Here is a 22,356-nt window from a genome sequence, read left to right as displayed (position 1 = left end):
TACTGCTTCGGGCAGGCAAAACCTGAACATCACTATGCGTGGACTTTGTGCCATTCGTATTGTTGTTCGGGTTTTTTTGCATTCTACGGTCCATATTAAGGATAGAAAAACAGAGGACGTACTTATCCCGACACCAACATCACGCTGTACACAAGAAAGGGGAGCATTATGAACAAGAGAAAATGGTTAAACGGTTTTGCCGCAGGTTGTCTCAGTATAATTCTGGTGATTAGTGGATGCGCATCCAAAGCACCACAAACCGCGAGTGACACACCGAATCAGGCAACAGAGCAGACGGAAAATGAAACCCAGGAACCTGCAAACAACCAAGCTGCCAAAGGCAGAACGGTGATTACAACCGATGGTGAAGTGGATGATATGAACTCGGTCATTCGTTTCCTCTTGTATTCGAATGAGATGGATCTCGCCGGCATTGTACTGACCAGCTCCGTGTATCATTATGCTGGAGACGAGGAAGCAGGGATCCAACCATTCCGCTGGACAGGCACACAATGGGTGTATGACATGATCGATGCCTATGGCGAGATCTATCCGAACTTGTCCAAACATGCGGAGGGCTACCCGGAGCCGGAACAGCTTCGAGCGATGACCAAGATCGGGAATATTTCCGATAAAGGGGAGATGGAGAAGGAAACGGAAGGTTCCGAATTCCTTGAAACTCTTTTCCTCGACGATGATTCCCGAGATCTGATTGTTCAGACATGGGGTGGCACCAATACTACGGCCAGAGCGCTAAAATCGATTGAGGAACAGTATAAAGACACGGCCGAGTGGGATACGATTCGCAAAAAAGTCAGTGACAAACTGGTCCTGTACATCATCCTCGATCAGGATGACAGCTACAACGAATACATTGCGAAGAATTGGCCGGATATCCGCATTCTCAATGACCAATCGAACTTCTGGCATTTTGCCTATGCATGGAAGATGCATGCTGAAGAAGTGAACAGTAAGCTTCATGGCGACTGGATGGTCAAGAACATTCTGGATGGACATGGCAAGCTGATGGATATGTATGCGTCGATGGGTGACGGCAAGATGATCGAAGGCGAACTGGCCGAAGAACAGCGCGGAAGTGCCGAATATCTCAAGAACAATCCTCAATATGACAAATACGATTTTATATCTGAGGGAGATTCTCCATCCTTCTTCTATCTGATCGATAATGGGCTGCGCAGTATGGAAGACCCTTCTTACGGCGGTTGGGGTGGACGCTTTGGCGTTGTGAACGACAAGCTGTTTAGAAACAATGTGCTTGATTACGATCCCTACACCAAACGCTATGAAGCCGAATACTCTCTGATGAGATGGTTTGACGATGTGCAGGATGATTTTGCAGCACGTGCAGACTGGGCAGTTGCAGACACTTACGAAGGTGCCAACCATAATCCGTCTTTAACGATTAAGGAAGGGGTGGATCTAAGTGTTAGTCCCGGGGAGGAAGTTACTCTTCACGCGGAGGGTAAAGACCCGGATGGAGATCAACTGACGTATACGTGGTGGAGATATTTCGAAGCGGACACGTATGAGGATTCCAAAGTAACACCGAATAAAGTTCAGCCTGAAATGGCGGGTGATCTGCAGCTTGGATTACATCGTGAACTTGCCAAGGATGAGCAGGTGGATACGATAAAATTGCAGGGCAGTGACACCGAAGCGGTGACATTTACCGTTCCTGACGATGCCAAATCGGGTGATACTCTTCATATCGTTGCCGAAGTACAGGATGATGGAGAGCATCAGTTGAAGCATTATCAACGTGTGATCCTAACCGTGAAATAAAGAAATAGAGGGGCAGTCCCAAAAGTCATCAACATGGCTGGCGGGACACCCCTCTTATTTGTGTAGTCTGATCGTAATTGATCCGTTAACGCTGGATGCCTGACCAGAAGACATTCCAGGTGATTGCCAAAGCTTGTTCATAGGATTGCCGTGTCTCATACACGAGCTGTACATCCAATCCATCCATCACGGTGACAAAAGCTACGGTGGCTTCTTCCGGACTCAGGCGTATATCGGAATGTCTGGTAAATACGGCTGCCAGCTCTTCCTTCAGTGTCCCGAGGTACGTTCGATATTGGGCCAGCACAAAATCATGCACCTCCAGCGGTGTGATAAAGGACAGGATATACATAAAAGCAACGTTTGGATGAGTCAGAAAGCGATTTTTGTGTTCATGCAAAAAGGCATATAACTGCTGATCCAGAGTTTGGGTAACAGACTCGCTGAAAAATTGGCGTACAAACTGTTGTTCCTCCTGCACAACTTCCTCATATAACTCCAGCAATAACGCTTTTTTGGATGAATAATGATAAGCCAGGGATTGCTTGCGAATGCCTGCCTCTTCGGCAATCTGCGCCATCTTGGTCCCCTCGTAACCCAGACGATTAAAATGTTGAATGGCAATTTCCTTGATTCGTTTTTTACTCAATGTCTACCTCCAGTTGGCGAGCTGTATACCTGCTGTTTTTGGGAGTATACCAAATATAACAAGATATATACCACAAAAATGCCTATAGAGATAGCATACACCACCGTATAGGAAAATGCAGAAGCCACCACGCCCAGAATCAACGAACCCCCACCAATTCCGAGGTCAAAAAAATTAAAGAAGGAAGCCATCGCATTTTCATGCTCATGTTCTTCTACAAGATTCACACACCAGGTCTGAATCGCCGGGAATATGGCACCAAAACCAAAGCCGTATAACGCACCGGCGATCAGGAATTGCACATCACTCTGGGCGATAATCAGAACCAGTAGCCCCGCGATTGCAAACACGGCAGAAGGTAACAACACGGAACCTGGTCCCCATCGATCAAACATTCTCCCCGAGAACAGTCGAACGGCGAAGCTTGCGATGGCGACGATGAAGAAAAACCAGGCTATATTCTCGAACCCTCTTTCGGCGGCGAATAAAGCCACAAAGGACATGATTGAACCCGCTGCAATACCAACGAGCATAATGAGAAGGGAAGGGAAGAGTACCTTCTTTTCAATCAGTTTCACCGAAGGGACATGAGTTTGCATAGACTCCCTACTACCTCCTGTTTTCGGCTTTCTGGATACAAACACTGTCATCAGGAGAGCTAACAGCAAAATACACATACCTCCCATAAACAGGCTCTGGTAGTCGTACCTAAACAACAGGCTTGTTCCAATCAATGGACCGATGGATATAGCGACCGTCTCCCCTACGCCGAAATACCCCATACCTTCTCCCCGGCGATCTCTTGGTATGTTTTCAGTGGCAATCGTTGCAAAATATGTCGTAGCCAAACCAAATCCGAAACCGTGGATCACTCGAAATACAAGAATCATCCAAATACCTGACGATAGGTAGTATGCGCCTGTCATTAATGCACAGATAGTGATGCCGATAATCAATAGATATCTTTTGTCTATTCGAGCTGCCAAAACAGATGTGAAGGGTCGAATCAAGATGGCAGAAAACATAAATACGCCGGTAACAAGCCCAATCTGGGAGGCTTCGCCACCAAGACTTGAGACAAACAAAGGCAAGGTGGGAAGCAACATTTCAAATGCCATAAACAATAATGCGTTGGCTAACATGATAAATAGGAATGATCTTCCCCAGAGTTGCTGAGGTGTAGAGCTATGTGTTGAAGTACTCATGGTTTTCCTCCGTAATGTTGATCTCTGTCGCGCGACATGTTGAACTGATTTTACCTGACGATAGTCAGATTGTAAAGCGCGCATTCAGAGCAGGGGGTCATGATTTTTTGGTGGATGAGAGAAATTATTAAACATTTTTAATTCATATCCCAACATTTTCCGGTATAATAATCAGATAAAATGATTCAAGCGAATACTACCTCGGAGAGGTGATATGCTATGACGGTTGATATACTTGTAAGAAATAATGTTAAGGTACTTGGCTCGGGTAGCCAAACGATTGTATTTGCTCATGGTTTTGGATGCGATCAGGATATGTGGCGTTACATTATTCCAGGTTTTATGGAGAACTACCGTGTGGTGTTGTTTGATTATGTTGGATCTGGCGAATCTCAAATTAACTATTATGATGCTGTCAAATATAGCAACCTTCAAGGATACGCCCAGGATGTGCTGGAAGTTATGGAAGCGCTCGAGCTAAAGGACACCATATTTGTCGGGCATTCCGTCAGCAGTATGATTGGTATGCTGGCATCGATTCAGAACCCCAAATATTTCAAAAAAATTATAATGTTAGGGCCCTCCCCACGTTACGTGAATGATCTGCCGAATTATTATGGAGGTTTCGATCGGAATGATATCGATGAATTACTTGAGATGATGCAGATGAATTTTATTGGGTGGGCGAGTTATCTGGCACCCATTGTGATGAACAATCCGGAACGGAAAGAGCTGACGGAAGAGTTGGAGAAAAGCTTCTGCTCCAGAGATCCGCATATTGCGAGACAATTTGCCGAAGTGACGTTTTTATCTGACTGTCGTATTGATCTGGAGCAGGCAACTGTGCCAACATTAATTCTTCAGTGCTCGGATGACAGCATTGCCCCGGTAGAAGTAGGGGATTATTTACACGCTCATCTGAAGAATAGCAGGTTGCAACAGATGACGGCCAAGGGACATTATCCACATCTAAGTCAACCGGAAGAAACCATCCGAATGATTAAGGATTATTTAACGAGCGCATAAAACGCGGAAGAAAGGCAGTTATTCCATGGATATACAATTAGATCTGGCTCCCTGTGGATACTTCTCTATCTCTGATTCGGGCGTCGTACAGTCGGTTAATCAAACTTTGCTTACGATGCTTGGATATGAACGCGATGAGCTCATAGGGCAACATATTGAATCGACCATGTCGGTAAGCAACAAGGTGTTTTTCCATACGTATTTCTATCCCTACATCCAGTTATATGGACATGTGGACGAGATGTACTTCACGTTCCGTACCCGTGATCAGCAGGCTGTTCCTGTTCTGCTTAACGGTGTTCGCCAGACCCGTAATGGGGAAAACGTGGTAGATTGTGTCGTTGTAGTCATGCGTAAGCGAATCGAACATGAGAAGGATATTTTGCATACCAAAACCAAACTACAGGAGCTGTATCAAGCGACGCAAGAAGCGAACAAGGAGCTTGAACGACTGCATGAGGAATATAAAATTAAAGAGCAGGCGTTAATCAAAGTGAATGATCAGTTGGAGACACTGGCCTCCACCGACTTGTTGACAGGATTGAAGAACCGCAGGTTTTTCCAGGAAAAAATGGTTGAAAGCTTGATGGTGTTCCAGCAGAAACAACGTAATTTCTCCCTTCTTGTTGTGGACATTGATCATTTCAAAAGCATTAATGATACGTACGGACATCCGATCGGAGATCTGGTACTCGGCAATCTGGCAGGACTGCTGCAATCGTTGTCGCGAAGTACGGATGTGGTTGCACGTTACGGTGGAGAGGAATTTGTTGTCATTCTTCCAGAGTGTGAAGAGGAGCAGGCGATTGGTATTGCAGAACGATATCGTTCACAGGTTGCTTCAGCCGACTGGGGTGAATATAACATTACGGTGAGTATCGGTGCGGCCACTGTAGTAGAGGAAGATACGGAAAAGTCCTTGTTCCAAAGAGCGGACAACGCCCTGTATGCCTCCAAAACCGGAGGACGAAACCGGGTGACACATGCAGCTCAGATGGTAAAAAGTTAAGAATTGGATTGCATCAAAAGAAAGCAATAAGGAGCCTGTGCATGATGTAGGGAGATGATCCCACATGCACAGGCTCCTTTTATTTGCGTGAAAAAGATTGACTAAGTTGAGATGGCAGACTCAGGGTTAATTTATCGCGGAGCAAGGTAACCATACTCCTTAGCCGGAGAGTTCGCTTGAGGACGAAAATCTTCGCTCGGTTCATCCATAAATGCCGGGTTCACATATATGGAGTGTGCATCATTGCCAGATCCCTTGATGTAGGCAGCGATGCCGGAGTAGGCTTTATTTTTCCAAACCCACAGGGCATCTTCCTGCTCACCTGGTGAGTAATAGACATTATGGTCAAACACATTGCCGGTATTGCTGGTATATTCGTTGTATATCAGTACTTCCGAGCTGCCCGATACGAGAATGTTACGCATGAACGTATTGTTCTTTGTCCGTGACTGCATGAATAACTGTCCATTGCCTGCATTCAGGGTATCATTCCCCACAAGCGTATTGTACATAATCTTGCTATCCTCGGTAGCTCCTCGCTCCTCGTCATAACCTCCCATGGCAATACCCGTCAATCTGTTGGAATAAATCAGGTTATCACGCACGGTAATGTTGCTGGTTGAACGTCCGGCATGCTCTGAGGCAATCTCAATTCCGATGTCGCTCCGGTATACCCGGTTCTGGTCGATGATATGATCTTTCCCGCCATCTACATAGATGCCGCCGGCCGAGTTGGTATCATTGGGCAGGTCTTTACCGTAGGAAGGGTTGTTATTGGACGTAATATCGTATACTTTGTTGCCTCGTACAATGCCGTTTCGGGCCTGATCGTACGTGTCGTCCTCGGACGTACCTTCGTACCCGATCAGATCAATACCAATATTGTCGGAATCATGGATGATATTGTCCTGTATGGCAAAGGTATCAACATTACCGTTGACTGCGAGTGATTCGCTTGAACCAAGTGTAAGATCATACAATTCATTATCCTTGATAATGATATCGCGTAATGCTTGGGGGTGCTCTGTGCCATAAATGGCAATACCGTGGGCATCCCTGCCCCGCAAATCGGGACCTTCAGGAGGTGCATAACTAGCAATCGCGTGTATGGTATTGCCTAACAGCTGAATATGCTCACCTGCTCCGTGGACATAGATCCCGGTTGGAACTTGGCCCCCAAGTGTGGTCGTGAAGTTACGAATTTCGAGATTCTGAATCGTGATATAACTGGCATTTTCAATTTCAATCAACCCTTCAATCCCCCGGACAGATAAACCTTTACCATCAATGATAACCTGCTCCTGAGGATAACTTGAAAATAGGGTTGGATTAGCGGAAGAATTACCGCTCCTGGTGATTTTGACTTTCTGATGATACACACCTTCCCGCAAATAGATCGTGCTTCCCGGCGAAGCATGGTCTGCTGCGTGCTGCAACGTTTTCCAAGGAGATTGAATGCTTCCTTTATTCGAGTCGTTTCCTTGGGGTGATATGTAATGGATGACCTGGGGATCAGACTTTTGAACCGAAACGGGTTCCTTCATGGCAGATGTATGATTCTGACAACCGGATACGAGCAGCATCAGAATCGGAATTATAAGTATAACTATGCGAATCAAATCGTTTCCCCCTTGAATTTAGCTTTGAAGATAGATTATAGCAGATTTGAACGGGTTAATAAGCCATGATATGCTCTTATAAAATCAGCGAGGAGACTGCTCATGAATACATTAACGATAGCTGAATTAGTAGATCGGGAGAATCACGCATGGGAAGAACTCAAGGAACTCCTGGATAGCGGGCAAAATACATATGTGTATGTTCCAGCAAAACAAGAGCCTGGAGAGGATACCCTCTATCGTCTGCAAATAAGCACCAAATCCTATTTGGGGGCTGTTGCTTATGAGACAGAAGGTATTGTACTGGACCATGGCTGGATCACGCTGCTTGGTGCTGGTGGTGACAGTACATCGGGGAGTCTCACCAGTTGGAATGGTGTGAGTGAGCAACCTTGGGTAGATGTACTGGAAGGCATGATGGTCGTTGCATATGATGCGGCAGGCGGTTTCTTCGGACTGGATACAGGCAAGTATGGCCGCACGGGACACATTTATTATTTTGCACCGGATACACTCGAATGGGAATCGACAGAACTGGCATATTCAGGTTTTATCAACTGGCTGGCGAATGGCGATCTGGAGCAGTTCTATCAGACCTTTCGCTGGAAAGGCTGGCAAGAGGATATGTCTCAGCTACAGACAGGTCAAGTATTCGCGTATTACCCACCACTTTGGACGCAGGATGGTGGCGGCGAGAGCAGCAGTAAAGCCCCAATTAGCATAATGGAGGCCTGGAAGTTCGCACTGGACGGAAATTAGTTGGCATGCTGCTGTAGGATGAAATCAGGAAAGTAACCGGTAAGTTCAAGTTCATTGAGTGATCCACTTTTTAAAAAAACGGCATTTCTGTTCCAAACTAAAAAAGGCTCGCGCTTGGCGCGGGCCTTTTTGGTTCTGAACTTTAAACATCAATTATCAATTGTCCAATGTAACAGGTTTAATGCTTGAGCGTGAAGCTCTGCTATGCCAGATGGTCAGCCCGAGTGAAACAACACAGATGATTAACAGACAAGCATACACTACATGATAAGCTTCCTCGACCGAGACTCCCGGAATGCTGTGTAGCAGCAGCCCACACACGGCTACAGACACCGAACCACCGAAGAATTGGATCAATTGTAACATGCCCATACCTGAACCAATCTGGGCTTTGGGAAGCACACGTGACGCTTCATTATTCAAGGAAGCCATAGATGCTGAGAGTGCCGGTGAGAAAAAGAGATAACCACTGGTAATGATCAAGGCGGACTGATCAAGTCCGAGCATGAATAGGGCAAGTACAGCTGCGAGCAGAATGTGTCCGATGATCATAAATCGCATATTGCCATAACGGTCGATCCACCGTCCAACGAAACGGGTGCAAAATGCTGCAACAATAGCTCCAGGAGCAATCAGCAAACCAATGGCGAGCGAAGAGCGTCCATATAAATCAGCGAGCACAAGCGGCATCAAAAACAGATTGCCCAGATTCACCACCAGTACGCAGAATCCGATAAGGATTAACCGGGTGTATCCTGGCGTTTGGAACACTTGTGGATTCACAAACGGCAGATTCGCTTTCCGAATATACAGGAGATGTGCAATAAGCGAGATAACGCCTATGGCGAACCACAACCAGGACTGCTGGGTGATCGCGACCAGAAGTGTAGTGGCGTTAATGACGGTTAATATGGCACCAATAACATCGAACGGCTGATCTGTTTTGACGGATTCACGGGGGAGAAAATAGAGCAATACAGGCAGAGCGAGCAGGACAAGCACGGTTATGGCAAAAAGTCCGTTCCAGCCCCAGTACTCGCTAATGAGTCCGCCGACAATGGGGCCAAGTCCAAAAGCCATGGCGCTACCTGATGAGATCAGCGCGATAGCAGCTCCACGTCGTTCCACCGGGATGTAACGACTTGCAATGACGAGACCCAGCCCGGCCATAACTCCTGCACCCGCAGATTGCAGAATACGTGTCAGTAACAGGACCGCAAAGTTATGCGCGAACAACCCCAGCAATGAAGATAACCCCAGGATCAGAAGCCCAACTGTTAACAGTTTGCGTACCGGGATACGGTCTGACAATCGACTGTAAATCACCGTCGACAGGGCATAACCAATTGAATAACTTGAGATGACCCAAGACCCCAAGTCTGAGGTGATCTGTAGATCTTGAATAATGACTGGCAAAGAAACATTGAACATGGTGGTATTCATCACAACGATGAACAAACAGCATGTCCAGAGTGGCATGACAATTTTATCTTTCACGGTACCATTCCTGTCTTATCTATGAATGTGAATTCGGATGGAGCTTTGATGAAAATGTGATGAAAAGCAATATATCATTTTACACTTCATTTTAATATATGGCAATAATGTCATACTGTATATTGCGCAGTATAAGTAAAATTAAGTGATGTAGAGTCGGAATTTATAGACTAGTTCCCTGAAATTGGGTAAGATGATGGTTGGATTACATAATCATGTTTTGAAGAGATTTTGAAGGAGACTACAGTATGACTCACTTATTATTAATGTCCCACAGCGTATTTCCGACTCTGGATATGAAGCGAACCGCGCAGTTTTATGAAGAAAAGATGGGCTTCCGGGTGGTCGAATATCTTGATGCCGCGGAACCCCATATCTGCCTGTATCGTGATCTTACCGAGATTATTTTAACCCAAAGCAATGGACAGAAGGTCATTCCCAACAGAGAATTATATGGGTATGGATATGATGCATATTTTATTACCAAGAACCAGGAAGAGCTTCAACAGGAATTGATCAACGCCGATGTGAACATCGTACGTGTCCTTAATCACACAGACTATAATAACAAGGAGTTTGTGATCGAGGATGTTGATGGACGATGGATCGCTTTTGGCATCAAACAGGGATAATTAGATACAGAAACAGGCGCTCCGATAACGGGCGCCTGTTTGTGCATGTTATAACTGCAGATCTTACACCGCAGTAACTTGTTTGCCGCGATTGCGAATCCACTTGATGACATCCATCAGAATGACGGCAGCAAGAGCAAGTCCGCCTGCAATCAGGAACTCATTCCAGCCGAATGTATCCGGGATTGCGAATACACCGCGAATACCTGGAATCAGTGTGATTGCATAGAGACAGAGACATACCAGAATGGAGCCAAGCACGAATTTATTGGTCATAAAGCCCACCTGGAAGATCGTCTGTGTGTTGGAACGTGCTGCAAATGTTTGCAGACTGCGTGCGAGAATCAAGGTTGTAAAGGCCATAGCCACACTGATTTCCTCCGAAATACCAAGTCCGATATATTGGGACACGATAACAGCCGCACCAATCAGGACACCACGCGTAATCACAGCCTGCAGAGTTCCACCTGCGAAGATGCCTTCGTTAATATCACGCGGCTTGCGTCGCATGACATCTGGCTCAGGCTTTTCGGTACCCAAGGCAATGGCAGGTAGGGAGTCGTTCACCAGATTGATGAACAGCAGCTGAAGGGCCGTAAATGGATTAACCCAGCCGACGATCAAGGCAAACAAAATGGCGATAATCGCGCCGAGGTTACCGGCGAACAGGTATGCGATGGCTTTTTTGATGTTATCAAATACCATCCGTCCAACACTGACCGCATTTACAATGGAGACAAAGTTATCATCCGTCAGAATCATGGCAGCCGCATCCTTGGCGACATCTGTTCCGCTACCCATCGCTACACCAATATCGGCCTGTTTCAGCGCTGGTGCGTCATTAACTCCATCTCCGGTCATAGCTGCAACTTTGCCTTTACGCTGCCATGCACGCACGATTCGGATTTTGTTCTCAGGTGATACTCTGGCGTATACCGAGATATGTTCAAGTTGTTGATCCAGCTCTTCATCGGACATTTTGTCCAGTTCAGCACCGGTAATGGCGAGGTCATCCGGTTCGGCAAGGCCGATATCCACACCGATGGCCTGAGCCGTCGTTTTGTGATCTCCAGTGATCATGATGGTGCGAATGCCCGCTTTTTTGGACTCTTCAATAGAACCGTATACCGCTTCACGCGGTGGGTCAATCATCGCTGTCAAACCAACCAGTGTCAGATCATGCTCGTCATCAATGGTGACCTGGTTTTTATCATCGAATTTTTTGTACGCGTAGGCCAGCACACGGAAGGCACGTTTGGAGAAGGCCTCATTTTTTTCTTCAAATTGTGTGCGAATCTCGGGTGTGAGGGGCTGAACCTCACCGTTGATAAATACATGACTACAGCGGCTGAACAGCACATCCGGTCCACCTTTGGTCAGCAAAGCCGTCTGTCCCTCGAAGGTATGCACCGTACTCATGAGTTTTCGATCCGAGTCAAAAGGAAGCTCAGCTTCACGCGGGAACTGGTCACGGATTTCATTGTAATCCTTGTTCACCCGGTTGCTGAAGGCAATGAGGGCCACTTCGGTTGGATCACCCAGTTCCTTGCCTTCCTGGTTAATATTCGAGTCATTGCAGAGCACTGCAATATGTAACAAACGTCGTTCCTCTTCCGACCACTGATCGGGATCATCCGGGAATTCGTCCTTGGTGCCATGGGGAATGTAATAATCCACGACAGTCATCTTGTTCTGAGTTAGTGTTCCTGTTTTATCGGTACAGATGATACTGGCAGAACCGAGAGCTTCCACGGCAGGCAGTCTGCGAATGATCGCATGTTGTTTGGCCATCTTATTTGTTCCGAGTGACAATACGATAGTCACAATGGAGGATAACGCCTCAGGAATGGCAGCAACCGCAACAGCCACAGCAAACATCAGTGCATTTACGATGGAAGGCCCGATATTCTCCGTACCTTCGGTCAACCATACACGGCCGGCTTCAATGCCAAAGATGAGAATCGACAAGCCCAGGATGAAAAAGCCCAGTTTTTTGCTGAATGATTCCAACTTGCGCTGTAATGGCGTGTTTTTGGCTTCGGCATTTTCAATCAGTTCGGCAATTTTGCCGATTTCGGTTTTGAGAGCCGTACCTGTAATGACAAGCATGCCCCGTCCATATACGACCAGTGAGCCACTGAAGGCCATATTGCGACGATCTCCAATAGGCGCTTCATCCGGAATGGCATCGGCGTGTTTCTCCGCAGCTTCGGATTCTCCGGTCAGCATGCCTTCGTTGATTTTCAGACTTCCTGATTCCAGGATACGCCCGTCTGCCGGGACATAATCACCTGCATCCAGCATAACAATATCACCAGGAACAAGTTCCCTTGCTGGAATGGTTTTTTTCTGCCCGTCACGAATGACCTTGGCTTCGGGTGCAGACATTTGTTTCAGCGCGTCAAGAGAACTCTCGGCTTTTTTGGTCTGAACTACACTGATCACCGCGTTGAGCAAAATAACCAGGAATATGATCAATGATTCAATAAGGTGTCCAAGTACAACTTGTACCGCGGCTGCAATCAGCAGCACGATGACCATCGGATCTTTGAAATTTTCGAGGAACAGTTTCCAGACGGGTGTTGCATCTTTACCTTTTAACTCGTTATATCCTTCCGTTTCAAGTCTCTTGGCAGCTTCGGAGGTCGTGAGTCCCTTGGAGGAACTCTGAACATCCTGAAGGGTTTCCTCCACACTGTGTCTGTAATGTTGCAATTGACCAGCTCCTTGAATATTAGATTTCTCTGTGTATTACCCTTACGGGCAAAATCTAGAATCGTTTCATTTTCGTATTTTTTTAAGATTATGGATTTATACGTTTTTAGCTGTACACAGTATTTTTCATAATGATCCGAGATATGCCTTTTTTTGAATGTTATTATTTCCAGTTTGGATGATAGTCTGGAGAACCAAATATAGATGTTGGATCAGAAACTGTGTGCACCATCACACTAGCTCATATCAGGGTCTGTTACGCTATTACATAACGAACTGCGTTTAATCTAAGTTTGGAGGGGAAACCATATGTTTTGTTATCAGTGCGAACAGACGCCGAGTGGCGGGTGTACCGTAGTAGGGGTATGCGGCAAAAACGAAACAATCGCAAGTTTGCAGGATACGATGATTTTTGCGTTAAAAGGCATCGCTGCTTATGCGACACATGCACGTCAGTTGGGATATTCTGATCCTGAGGTGGATCGGATTACACATGAGGCATTATATATGACATTAACGAACTCGAATTTTAATGTACAGGAACATCTGGAGATGGCGATGAAGGTAGGAAATGCAGCAATCCGCATTATGGATGTGTTGGATCGTGCACATACGGACCGCTTTGGTGTACCGCAACCGATTACGGTTAGCCAGAACCAGATTGAAGGACAGTGCATTGTGGTGACGGGACATAATCTGTATGCATTGGAGGAGTTGCTTCGTCAAACTGAAGGCAAAGGAATTAACATCTATACGCACTCGGAAATGTTGCCTGCGCACGGTTATCCGGCGTTGAAGAAATACGCCCATCTCAAGGGTAATATCGGCAAAGCCTGGTACGATCAAAGAAGACTTTTCGAACAATTCCCGGGTGCTATTCTTGCAACAACCAACTGTGTCATGCCGATCAAAGGCACATATGCAGACCGCTTTTTCTCCTACGAAGTGGCGGGTCTGGAGGGTGTGGCCAAGATCATGGATGATGACTTCTCACCGCTGATTGAACGTGCATTGTCTCTGCCTGCGGCTAATGTACAATCGGAGCAAGTCTTAACGACAGGATATCATCATGAGACCGTGATTGGGCTTGCGCCCGAGATTATTCAAGCGGTAAAAGACGGTCATATCCGTCGATTCTTCGTTATTGCAGGTTGTGACGCGCCAGGCAAAGGTGGTAACTACTATCGTGAACTCGCGACATCCTTACCGAATGATACTGTAATTCTGACAACCTCCTGTGGCAAGTTCCGCTTCAACGATGTGGATTATGGTACGGTTGGAGATACGGGCATACCGCGTTATATCGACCTGGGTCAATGCAATAATTCCGGTTCTACGGTGAAAATTGCAATGGCTTTTGCGGATGCTTTTGGCTGTACCGTGAACGAGTTACCTGTCAGCATTGTGCTGTCCTGGTTTGAGCAAAAAGCAGTTGCGATCCTGCTTGGCCTGTTCAGCCTTGGCATTCAGGACATTCGCATTGGACCAAAACCGCCTGAGTTCATATCGGAAGGTGTCTTGGATGTACTCGTGGATATGTTTGGTCTAAAGTTAATTACAACGGCAGAAGAAGATATGAACGCGATGTTGGCACTGTCTTAGGATGAGGATGTATAATTACGTGCAACACCATCTGATGACTGCGAATGTCGGTTGTGAGTATGAAGAATATGACTCATAAGTACAGATGGATAAGAGCCTACATAAGAGTAGGCTTTTTTGCTCTTTCGACTTTCATAGGTCCATATACCTTGTATAAATGAACATGCAATGTCAGGGAAATTAGTTTTTTTATCCTATTGAAGTTTTTTCATGGAAATGTGTATATAGATAGAGGCATATTAGATCATAACACATCACAAAACACGGGTTTACCGTAACATGAGGAGATTGTACATAATGCATGACACACAGATTGAAGATTGGTTGAAACTCGCAGGTGGCAAGGAGAACATCAAGCTCGTAGAACACGATAAGGGCACAACGACGCTGGTACTGAAGGACAGTACACAATTGAACATGTCGGTTCTTGCCTCCGCAGATGTTGTAGCAGATATTCGGGTAACAGGTGAGCAGTGTCATCTGGTAATAAGAGATGAATCTTCACTAATCTACAATACGTTACTGGGTATGGATGCTTGGGATTCGACAGGGACAGCGTTGCAGGAAGAAGGACACACGAAGAAGAACAGATTCTCGATCTTACATTTTGTATCCGATGTGTTCAGGCCCTTGATGCCTGCTATTCTCGGAGCCGCTGTTATTAAAATTATAGTCGCCATTATTGCATTAATGGATACGTACAGTTCTGCGGACTCTTCTGCGTTGATGGACAGCCAGACCTTTACGATCTTCAGGATCATTGGAGACAGTGTATTTTATGTATTACCTGTATTGGTAGCAATCAGCACAGCTTATCGGTTGAAGAGCAATATCTATGTTGCAGCATCTATTGGCGGACTCATGTTTTATCCGGAGATGACCATGCTGATGTCAGGGGAAAAAGAGGTGCATTTCCTGGGTTTGCCACTTGTGTCCCAGCCTGCTTTTTACTCTACGCCCATCTGGGTCATTCTCACAATCTGTGCAGCGGCCTACCTGGAAAGAGTCGTTGAACGATGGAGTCCAAAATTCTCCAAAGGGATGTTAGCTCCATTCCTGACGTTACTGATTCTTGTTCCGCTAGTATTGATGATACTTGGTCCTATCGGTACCTGGATTGATGAATATCTGCCGGAGGCATTGGATTCACTAGTAGCTAATGCTCCAGTGTTGTCGGTGATGTTACTGGGAGCAGTCTTCTCACTGATGTTAGTTATGGGATTACACTACTGGCTGATTGCCCTCATCATTAATGAAATGGTTATGAATGGTGGTTCTGTGGTGATTGCTGCCATGTTAGTGGCGATTGTTGGACAAGCAGGGGCTGCGCTTGCAAACGGAATCCACTCGAAAGAGCCAACATCCAGAAGACTGGCTTTCTGGGCTACTGGAACAGCACTCTTGGGAGTCGTAGAGCCTGCATTGTATGCGGTCAACATGAGAAAAAGATCCTCTTTCTATGCGGCATTGCTGGGTGGAGCAGCGGGTGGACTATATTTCGGATTGTTATCTGTCAAGGCATTTGCTATGGTGGGGAATCCGAACTTGATCAGCCTCCCGCTCTTCAACGAAGAGGGTAGCTTGAATCTGTTACACACATGCATTGGTGTGGTTATTGCTTTCGGTGTGTCAGGTGGACTGACGTATTGGATGGCAGGAAAAGGACAGAAATCGGGACAGGCAGCACCGAAAGCTAGCATTGAGTAATACGTAGAACGTACTTTTGAAAAAGTAGTGTTAAAGTTGTAAGAAAGAGCTTGTACCTGATGGTACGGGCTTTTTTGATTTGTATCTGAATAATACAAGTATGAAATGCTCAGTAGCTGTCCTTCATTTTATTCAAGCCATAGCTTGTTGGTTATGGCGTTGTCATGTATTTTGATATAGTGAAACCTATAAATCTGGATTACTAATCCCTTTGAAAGGATAACCTATGTCTGACAACATGGAATGGATTGCTCAATGGAAGTCAACGAATACACTAAGCAACGCTTGGATAACAAAAGGCGAGCTGCATCACTTTTTCAGTCACACCTTGATATTTATCATTGATGGAAAAGCGATCTGGAATATAAATGGACACCGAGTTCACGTCTCCTATGGAGAATTAATTGCGCTTGAAGAGAATTCCGTAATGGAGGTCATTGAAGGTGGCAACCTGGATCTGGCAGGCTGGCATGTTCAGTTCGATACATATTCGGTGCTGCATGATCGACGGGAAGCTGAGAAGTTCGAATGGCAGTTACCGTCAGGAGAGGCATATCAGAAAGTGCAACTGTCCGGTGGAGGCTTGGCAAGTATCATTCAGCATTGGAGTGAAGTGCATACACAGGATCAGAGTGCAGAAAGGGTTGGCAATCAGCATTTGTTATATGAGTTGTTAAGTAATCTATATCGGAAACAGCCGGATAACGAGTTGAAGCCAGAACACGGTATACTTCGCTCTATTGACTATATGCAGCAGCATTATGATCAGGTCATTACACGTACACAGTTAGCTCAGATCGCTGGTATTAGTCCATGGCATTACTCACGCAAATTTAGCGAGCGATATGGTAAGCCACCTCTGGATTATCTGGCCCACTACCGGATCTATCGCGCGCAGGAGGAACTGTTATTAACCTCTGCAACCTCTCAGGATATTGCCAAAAAGACTGGATTTGAAGATGCTCATTATTTTAGCCGACGATTCAAACAGTTGACTGGCGTATCACCAAAGATATATAGGCAGACGATGACGCAGCGCAAGATCGTATCACTTTCTCCAATCTGTGCAGAAATTATAATTCATCTGGGTGTCATTCCCCATGCCGTAGTGGTAACTCCGATCCTGTTGTCTCCACATCACCGTGAACAATTTACAGCTCATGGAGTGAAGATGCTGGAGGTGACACAGTATGAGGTGGAGATAGAACTTGTTCGACAAGTTCAACCGGAGATGTTGATTGGAAACGTATTGTCGGAAGAGGTCAAAAGGGAGCTGCGCACAATTGCACCGATTCTTACCGGACTTCATCAAGATGTAGAACCAATGCTCGATCAATTGGCAGTCTGGTTTCTTAAAGAAGATGAGGCTTATAGACTGCATCAGCAGATGAAACATGAAGTCAGCGTAGCTAAGCGACAGTTGCAACCCATCATCCAATCCGCGTCCACAGTCATGTTGCTGAGGGTAGAAGCGTTTGGTTATCGATATCTGGGTGGGCATTCACACGGGGTATCACACTTGTTATATGAACAGCTTGGATTAACACTGCCGCACGCACTCGATTCAGGTACAGCCTGGTTTAATCCTTGTTCGCTTGACCTGCTGACGCAAGCCAATCCCGATTATCTGTTTGTGGAGAAGCGGATCATGCAGCACTTCAGTGCTGAAGAGAATATGAGGAAACTATGGGAGAGTCCGCAATGGAATGACCTCAAGGCTGTGAAAAATAATCGGGTATTTTACGTAGATACTCATCTGTGGGTAGACGGTCACGGAATAACGGGACACACTCTGATTCTAAATCAGATCGTTCGCAATCTTACGGGACCTCTTCATGAGAGAGCACAATAATCCAACTGAATACGCACGATATGCTATGGAAGCAATACTTCTTATTTGATACTATTTGATAATAATTATCATTATCAATATACATAAGGGGCGAAGTATATCATGTCACGAAGATTTAAAGGGTTGGGCATCATGCTGTTGGTGATTAGTGTAATGCTGGCGGCATGTTCCGGTGGAACCAAGGAAGAGAATGCTACAGCTGGAACAGCAGGTGCTCCAACTGAAGGAGTAGCGAGTACTGCAAAAGAAACAGCGACTGAAAGTGGGACTAAGGTGGTGAAGGATCAGTTTGGAGAAGTAACGATTCCAACTCATCCTCAAAACCTGGTTGTGTTTGATTCGATTTATGCCGAGTATCTGATTGAAATGGGTGTTACACCCCAAATCGTTTTGTTAACTCCAGAAGTTGAAGCGGAATACCGCCCTGATTATTTGAAAGAACACGGGGTCCAAATCATTGAAGTCGAGCAATATCAATATAATTATGAGCAGTTGCTTGCGCTGTCACCGGATATGATCCTTGCAGCTGGCGAAGGTATGGAACAGGGCGTATATGATGAATTGTCCAAAATCGCTCCTACGGTGGCACTGGATGCCAACAGTGAAATGAAACGTGCTATGCCAAAGCTGGCTGCCATATTCGACAAGACCGAAGAATCTGCCAAAGTACTGGCTGAATTCGACGAGAAAGCCTCACAAGCGAAAGAGAAAATTGCGACAGCCCTGGGAGACAAGACCGTATTGGTTCTCCGGGTAGAGCACAATCGTTACCGTTTCATGGGTCCCAAAGGAGGAAGTAGCAGTGTTTTCTTCTATGATATCCTGGGTCTGAATAGTCCTGAAGCGATCAAAGACTCTACAGATTGGTTTAGCCAGTTCTCTCTGGAATTCTTGCCTGAGATGAATCCGGATTATATTTTCCTGGAAGACAGAACCCTCGTAGGTTATGACACGAAGAAATCTATGGAAGATCTGAAAGCAAGCCAAGTGTGGTCGAATCTGGAGGCTGTGAAGAATGATCATGTCTTCCCGTTGAAGACAAGCCAATTCGTATCGGGTGTGGGTCCGATTGGCTCTGTAAAATTGATGGACTATGTTGTTGAAAAGTTGGTGCCATAGATGACGATGGAGACACAATTGGATATCTACGATATTACCATCGTTGGTGGGGGACCTGCTGGAATGTACGCCTCCTTTTATAGTGGCATGAGAGCCATGCGTACCAAAATCATTGAAGCCAAACAAGAACTGGGTGGATTCATGCGTACATACCCGGAGAAGCTGATCTGGGATGTGGGCGGGATTGATCCGATTCGCTGTGAGAAGCTGATTGAATCGCTGGAGAGACAGGCGAGAACGTTCGATCCAACGATTGTATTTGGTCAGGAAATAGCCGAGCTTGAACGACGTGAGGATGGTGTATTTGTACTCATTTCCAAAACAGGCGAACGTCACTACACACGTACCATCCTGTTATGTGCGGGTAGAGGCATGACTCAGGTGCAAAAGCTGGATGTCGAGGGTGCCAATCGATATGAGCTGACGAACCTACACTATACCGTAACCGACTTGTCCCGATTTGCCGGGAAGCGTGTTCTGATCTCGGGTGGTGGCGATTCCGCAGTCGACTGGGCGAATGAAATGGGCAAGATAGCAAGTGAAGTCACGGTAGCACACAGACGTCATGAATTTACCGGACACGAGTCGCCAGTTGCTCAGATGAAAGCTCAATCCAAAGTCATGACACCATATACTATCTCTCGCTTATACGGTACAGGTGATAAAATCGACCGTGTCGAGTTGGCCCATGTAGAAACTGGTGAGATCATACATGTTGAAGTGGATGAAGTTGTAGTAAGCCATGGGTATGATCGTGATTTTGGTAACCTTGTGCAATGGGGACTCGCGCGGGAAGATTACGGCGTATCCGTTGATCAGCGCATGCGTACCAACATTCCAGGCATATTCGGAGCGGGTGATTTCATCACTTATGGAAGCAAAGTCAGGCTGATAGCAGGTGCTTTTAACGATGCGGTGCTCGCAGTCAACAGTGCCAAGACGTATCTGGAACCTGCTGCTTCCGACATGGCGGGTGTATCTTCTCACAATGCCCGGTTTTATGAGAAAAACAAAGCGCTCTCCAATACGTAAGTAGGTTTGCACGGATGGAAGGCAATCTGAAGAGCCCGACAGAATTTCGAGATCTCCTCGAAATTCTGTCGGGCTTTTTTAAATTGAATGATGAAGTAAGGAAATGAAATACAAGTTGAAGAAGTGATATAATCATAACAAAGAAATATGAAAGATCACTATGGGAGGTAGCAGATGAAAAAAATAAACAAATTTATATCTTCTCCTCTTGAGTTTGAGGTCTTGGAGCATGACCAGGTGATAGCAAAAGTGAAATTGGATTATAGTAATCAAACGGTTGATGTATGGCAAGATAAAAGTGTATCTCCTGTTTTTCTCCCTTTTCCAAGCAAGTCTAAGGTAACCGTTGGGGATGTACTGGATTACTTTGAATCCAGGTGTTTCCCTCGCACCAGACATCATGCCGATAAAATTTTGCAATCATTGGGTCTGAATGATTACGTAGCTTCGGAGATCGTAAAACAAACACATGGTGTGTTATACGATGATTATGTCTGGATTCGATTTTCTAATGAGGAGTTGTCTTGTGCTGATGTCCATCCCCGTTTTGCAGATGAGCAAGGATTCTCGTAAGACTCTTGTCAGTAGCAGCAAGATTTTGAGATATGAACCCTTATTTGTGTGATTAGATAAAATATGTTGTGTCCTGATTGAAAATAGTGACATATTCAAACCAATAAAACAGCGCTACCTGAATCGTTCTGGTGGGCGCTGTTTGTGTAACCTTTTTTGAGATGGATAAAGAGTCTTAAATCCCCAGACTGCCGATCTTGACGAATGGATAGATGATTTTCTGAGGAACTCAGGACATCTTATTTGGCCTTCAGCTCCTCTTTTTAAATTGTAAGGAACATCAGACACGTTATCTACCAAAATCCCCTTATAAAAACACTGAAAACGGCTTGTTAATCGGATATAGAGTGTCTCAAGTTCCTTAGATTTCTGCACGCGCTTCAAATCGTTGAATAAGACGCCTCAGATTCGTTAGCGCTTGCTCTCACTTGAAGGGTACGTTCTCATACATTCAGGATTCAGTGCGCTTGCCTACGCTGAACACGTTCAGGTTCGGTTTCGGGTCTCACTAGATTTGAAAACTCGCGCTAATTCAGCTCAGTCTGTCCACTTGCGAGTCGATCTGCGATCTCTTCGGCTTGTAGAATGGAGGTATAGGGATCAGCAGTGAAATATTTATGAATATCCAGTTTGTAGATATGGTCGTTCTGCACCGCAGGCAGATTGTCCCAGACGTTAGGCAACAGGGAGTGATCTTTCGTGCCTTCTGTAACCATCATCAGCAGGTAATCACCTACATACTCTCCAAAGACCTCCGCGCTAGCTTCCAGATTTTCTTTGCCTTGGTCCAGAAGATCTGATTTTACCTTGGGTGCCGGAGTTAGTCCAAGCAATTCATAGGCTGCTCTTCCACCACGATTGGCGCTGTTGCCGATAATGGCTGGGTTCTTCAAAAAGTTAAAATCGGCAACGGTGAATGTGGCACCATCCGGAATCACATCTTTGATTTTGGCCTGAGCAGCTACGATCCGCTGTTTAAACGATTCGTTCCACGCTATGGCTTCTGCTTTGCGATTCAGAATCTCGCCCATGGCTGTCACTTCGGCTTCCATGGAATCATACTGATCGGGTACGAATACGACAGTCGGAGCGATTTTGGAATAGGTCTGAAATTTCTCCTGGTCCCATGTGATAATCAGGTCCGGTTCCAACTCTACCATTTTCTCAAGTGAAACCTCACTGTGGTTACCCAAATCCGCGCTATCCACAAGTTTGTCACGCAGGAATACTCCATAATCCAGCAGGCTACTCGGCACACCAACGGGTGTTACGCCGACAGCCAGAACATGTCCTATATTCCAATCAACGACAACCCGCTCCGGGTTGAGGGGGACTGTAACGTCTCCCATCATCGTGGAGAGTGTTCTTGTTTGCGGTGCGGTGTTTCCTGTTTCTGTCGCCCCAGGTTTCACGGTCTCTTTCTGGGTACAACCACTAATGAATACGGCCATGATCAGCAAAACAGGCAGGGTGATACGATACCAAGCTTTCTTAAACAACATGACGAACCCTCTTTCTAATTGATAATGATTTTCATTTAATATAACTCTAGAGGCA

Annotated in this window: 17 protein-coding genes; 11 read left to right on the top strand and 6 right to left on the bottom strand. The window is 45.8% G+C overall.

Annotation, left to right across the window (positions count from 1 at the left end; all coding sequences use genetic code 11):
- Positions 1 to 168 precede the first annotated feature (168 nt).
- On the top strand, positions 169 to 1,803 hold the full coding sequence (locus tag MHI12_RS22080; RefSeq protein ID WP_405170325.1) for a nucleoside hydrolase-like domain-containing protein: 1,635 nt from the start codon (positions 169 to 171) through the stop codon (positions 1,801 to 1,803).
- A gap of 85 nt (positions 1,804 to 1,888) precedes the next feature.
- On the opposite strand, the gene MHI12_RS22075 is transcribed toward MHI12_RS22080, so the two are convergent.
- Positions 1,889 to 2,452, bottom strand: coding sequence for a TetR/AcrR family transcriptional regulator (locus MHI12_RS22075; RefSeq protein WP_047843882.1), 564 nt, complete (start codon positions 2,450 to 2,452; stop codon positions 1,889 to 1,891).
- Positions 2,449 to 3,657, bottom strand: coding sequence for an MFS transporter (locus tag MHI12_RS22070; protein ID WP_405170324.1), 1,209 nt, complete (start codon positions 3,655 to 3,657; stop codon positions 2,449 to 2,451). Before MHI12_RS22070 ends, MHI12_RS22075 begins: the two co-directional genes overlap by 4 nt.
- Before the next feature lie 219 nt (positions 3,658 to 3,876).
- Here MHI12_RS22070 and MHI12_RS22065 point away from each other — a divergent pair, with 219 nt between their 5' ends.
- Together MHI12_RS22065 and MHI12_RS22060 are read left to right on the top strand one after the other, a co-directional pair.
- Positions 3,877 to 4,683, top strand: a complete 807-nt coding sequence (locus MHI12_RS22065; RefSeq protein WP_127550103.1) for an alpha/beta fold hydrolase — start codon at positions 3,877 to 3,879, stop codon at positions 4,681 to 4,683.
- A 25-nt stretch (positions 4,684 to 4,708) separates the two neighbouring features.
- Complete coding sequence (locus MHI12_RS22060) at positions 4,709 to 5,692, top strand: diguanylate cyclase (RefSeq protein ID WP_405170323.1); 984 nt, start codon at positions 4,709 to 4,711, stop codon at positions 5,690 to 5,692.
- Between the two features lie 131 nt (positions 5,693 to 5,823).
- Here the strand turns inward: MHI12_RS22060 and MHI12_RS22055 are convergent, their stop codons facing one another.
- Entirely contained in the window at positions 5,824 to 7,311 is a 1,488-nt protein-coding gene (locus MHI12_RS22055) for a DUF5123 domain-containing protein (protein ID WP_405170322.1), read from the bottom strand.
- Between the two features lie 102 nt (positions 7,312 to 7,413).
- Between MHI12_RS22055 and MHI12_RS22050 the strand changes: the two genes are divergently transcribed.
- On the top strand, positions 7,414 to 8,070 hold the full coding sequence (locus MHI12_RS22050; RefSeq protein ID WP_405170321.1) for a DUF2625 family protein: 657 nt from the start codon (positions 7,414 to 7,416) through the stop codon (positions 8,068 to 8,070).
- Positions 8,071 to 8,226: 156 nt separating this feature from the next.
- Here MHI12_RS22050 and MHI12_RS22045 read toward each other — a convergent pair whose 3' ends face one another.
- Positions 8,227 to 9,567: an MFS transporter gene (locus MHI12_RS22045; protein WP_405170320.1), complete on the bottom strand. Its 1,341-nt coding sequence runs from the start codon at positions 9,565 to 9,567 to the stop codon at positions 8,227 to 8,229.
- Positions 9,568 to 9,815: 248 nt separating this feature from the next.
- Between MHI12_RS22045 and MHI12_RS22040 the strand changes: the two genes are divergently transcribed.
- A complete protein-coding gene (locus tag MHI12_RS22040; protein WP_405170319.1) occupies positions 9,816 to 10,199 on the top strand; it encodes a VOC family protein in 384 nt (127 codons plus the stop codon).
- A 63-nt stretch (positions 10,200 to 10,262) separates the two neighbouring features.
- On the opposite strand, the gene MHI12_RS22035 is transcribed toward MHI12_RS22040, so the two are convergent.
- A complete protein-coding gene (locus MHI12_RS22035; protein WP_405170318.1) occupies positions 10,263 to 12,914 on the bottom strand; it encodes a cation-translocating P-type ATPase in 2,652 nt (883 codons plus the stop codon).
- 309 nt (positions 12,915 to 13,223) lie between these two features.
- Here MHI12_RS22035 and hcp point away from each other — a divergent pair, with 309 nt between their 5' ends.
- The 6 genes from hcp to MHI12_RS22005 all read left to right on the top strand — a co-directional run bounded on the left by hcp (position 13,224) and on the right by MHI12_RS22005 (position 20,799).
- Complete coding sequence (hcp, locus tag MHI12_RS22030) at positions 13,224 to 14,516, top strand: hydroxylamine reductase (RefSeq protein WP_405170317.1); 1,293 nt, start codon at positions 13,224 to 13,226, stop codon at positions 14,514 to 14,516.
- A 297-nt stretch (positions 14,517 to 14,813) separates the two neighbouring features.
- A complete protein-coding gene (locus MHI12_RS22025; RefSeq protein WP_405170316.1) occupies positions 14,814 to 16,223 on the top strand; it encodes a PTS transporter subunit EIIC in 1,410 nt (469 codons plus the stop codon).
- A 226-nt stretch (positions 16,224 to 16,449) separates the two neighbouring features.
- Entirely contained in the window at positions 16,450 to 18,075 is a 1,626-nt protein-coding gene (locus MHI12_RS22020) for a helix-turn-helix domain-containing protein (protein ID WP_405170315.1), read from the top strand.
- 102 nt (positions 18,076 to 18,177) lie between these two features.
- The gene (locus MHI12_RS22015; RefSeq protein WP_405170314.1) at positions 18,178 to 19,194 is read left to right on the top strand and encodes an ABC transporter substrate-binding protein; all 1,017 of its coding nucleotides are present in this window, start codon (positions 18,178 to 18,180) and stop codon (positions 19,192 to 19,194) included.
- A 6-nt stretch (positions 19,195 to 19,200) separates the two neighbouring features.
- The gene (locus MHI12_RS22010) at positions 19,201 to 20,226 is read left to right on the top strand and encodes an NAD(P)/FAD-dependent oxidoreductase (protein ID WP_405170313.1); all 1,026 of its coding nucleotides are present in this window, start codon (positions 19,201 to 19,203) and stop codon (positions 20,224 to 20,226) included.
- Between the two features lie 174 nt (positions 20,227 to 20,400).
- A complete protein-coding gene (locus MHI12_RS22005; RefSeq protein WP_405170312.1) occupies positions 20,401 to 20,799 on the top strand; it encodes a hypothetical protein in 399 nt (132 codons plus the stop codon).
- A gap of 527 nt (positions 20,800 to 21,326) precedes the next feature.
- Here MHI12_RS22005 and MHI12_RS22000 read toward each other — a convergent pair.
- Positions 21,327 to 22,301: an ABC transporter substrate-binding protein gene (locus MHI12_RS22000; protein ID WP_405170311.1), complete on the bottom strand. Its 975-nt coding sequence runs from the start codon at positions 22,299 to 22,301 to the stop codon at positions 21,327 to 21,329.
- Positions 22,302 to 22,356: the final 55 nt, after the last annotated feature.

The sequence above is a fragment of the Paenibacillus sp. FSL H8-0280 genome (assembly GCF_045040665.1).
GTDB lineage: Bacteria > Bacillota > Bacilli > Paenibacillales > Paenibacillaceae > Paenibacillus > Paenibacillus xylanexedens_A.
Note: the sequence above shows the minus strand (reverse complement) of the source record. Positions and strands in the feature narration are given on the sequence as shown.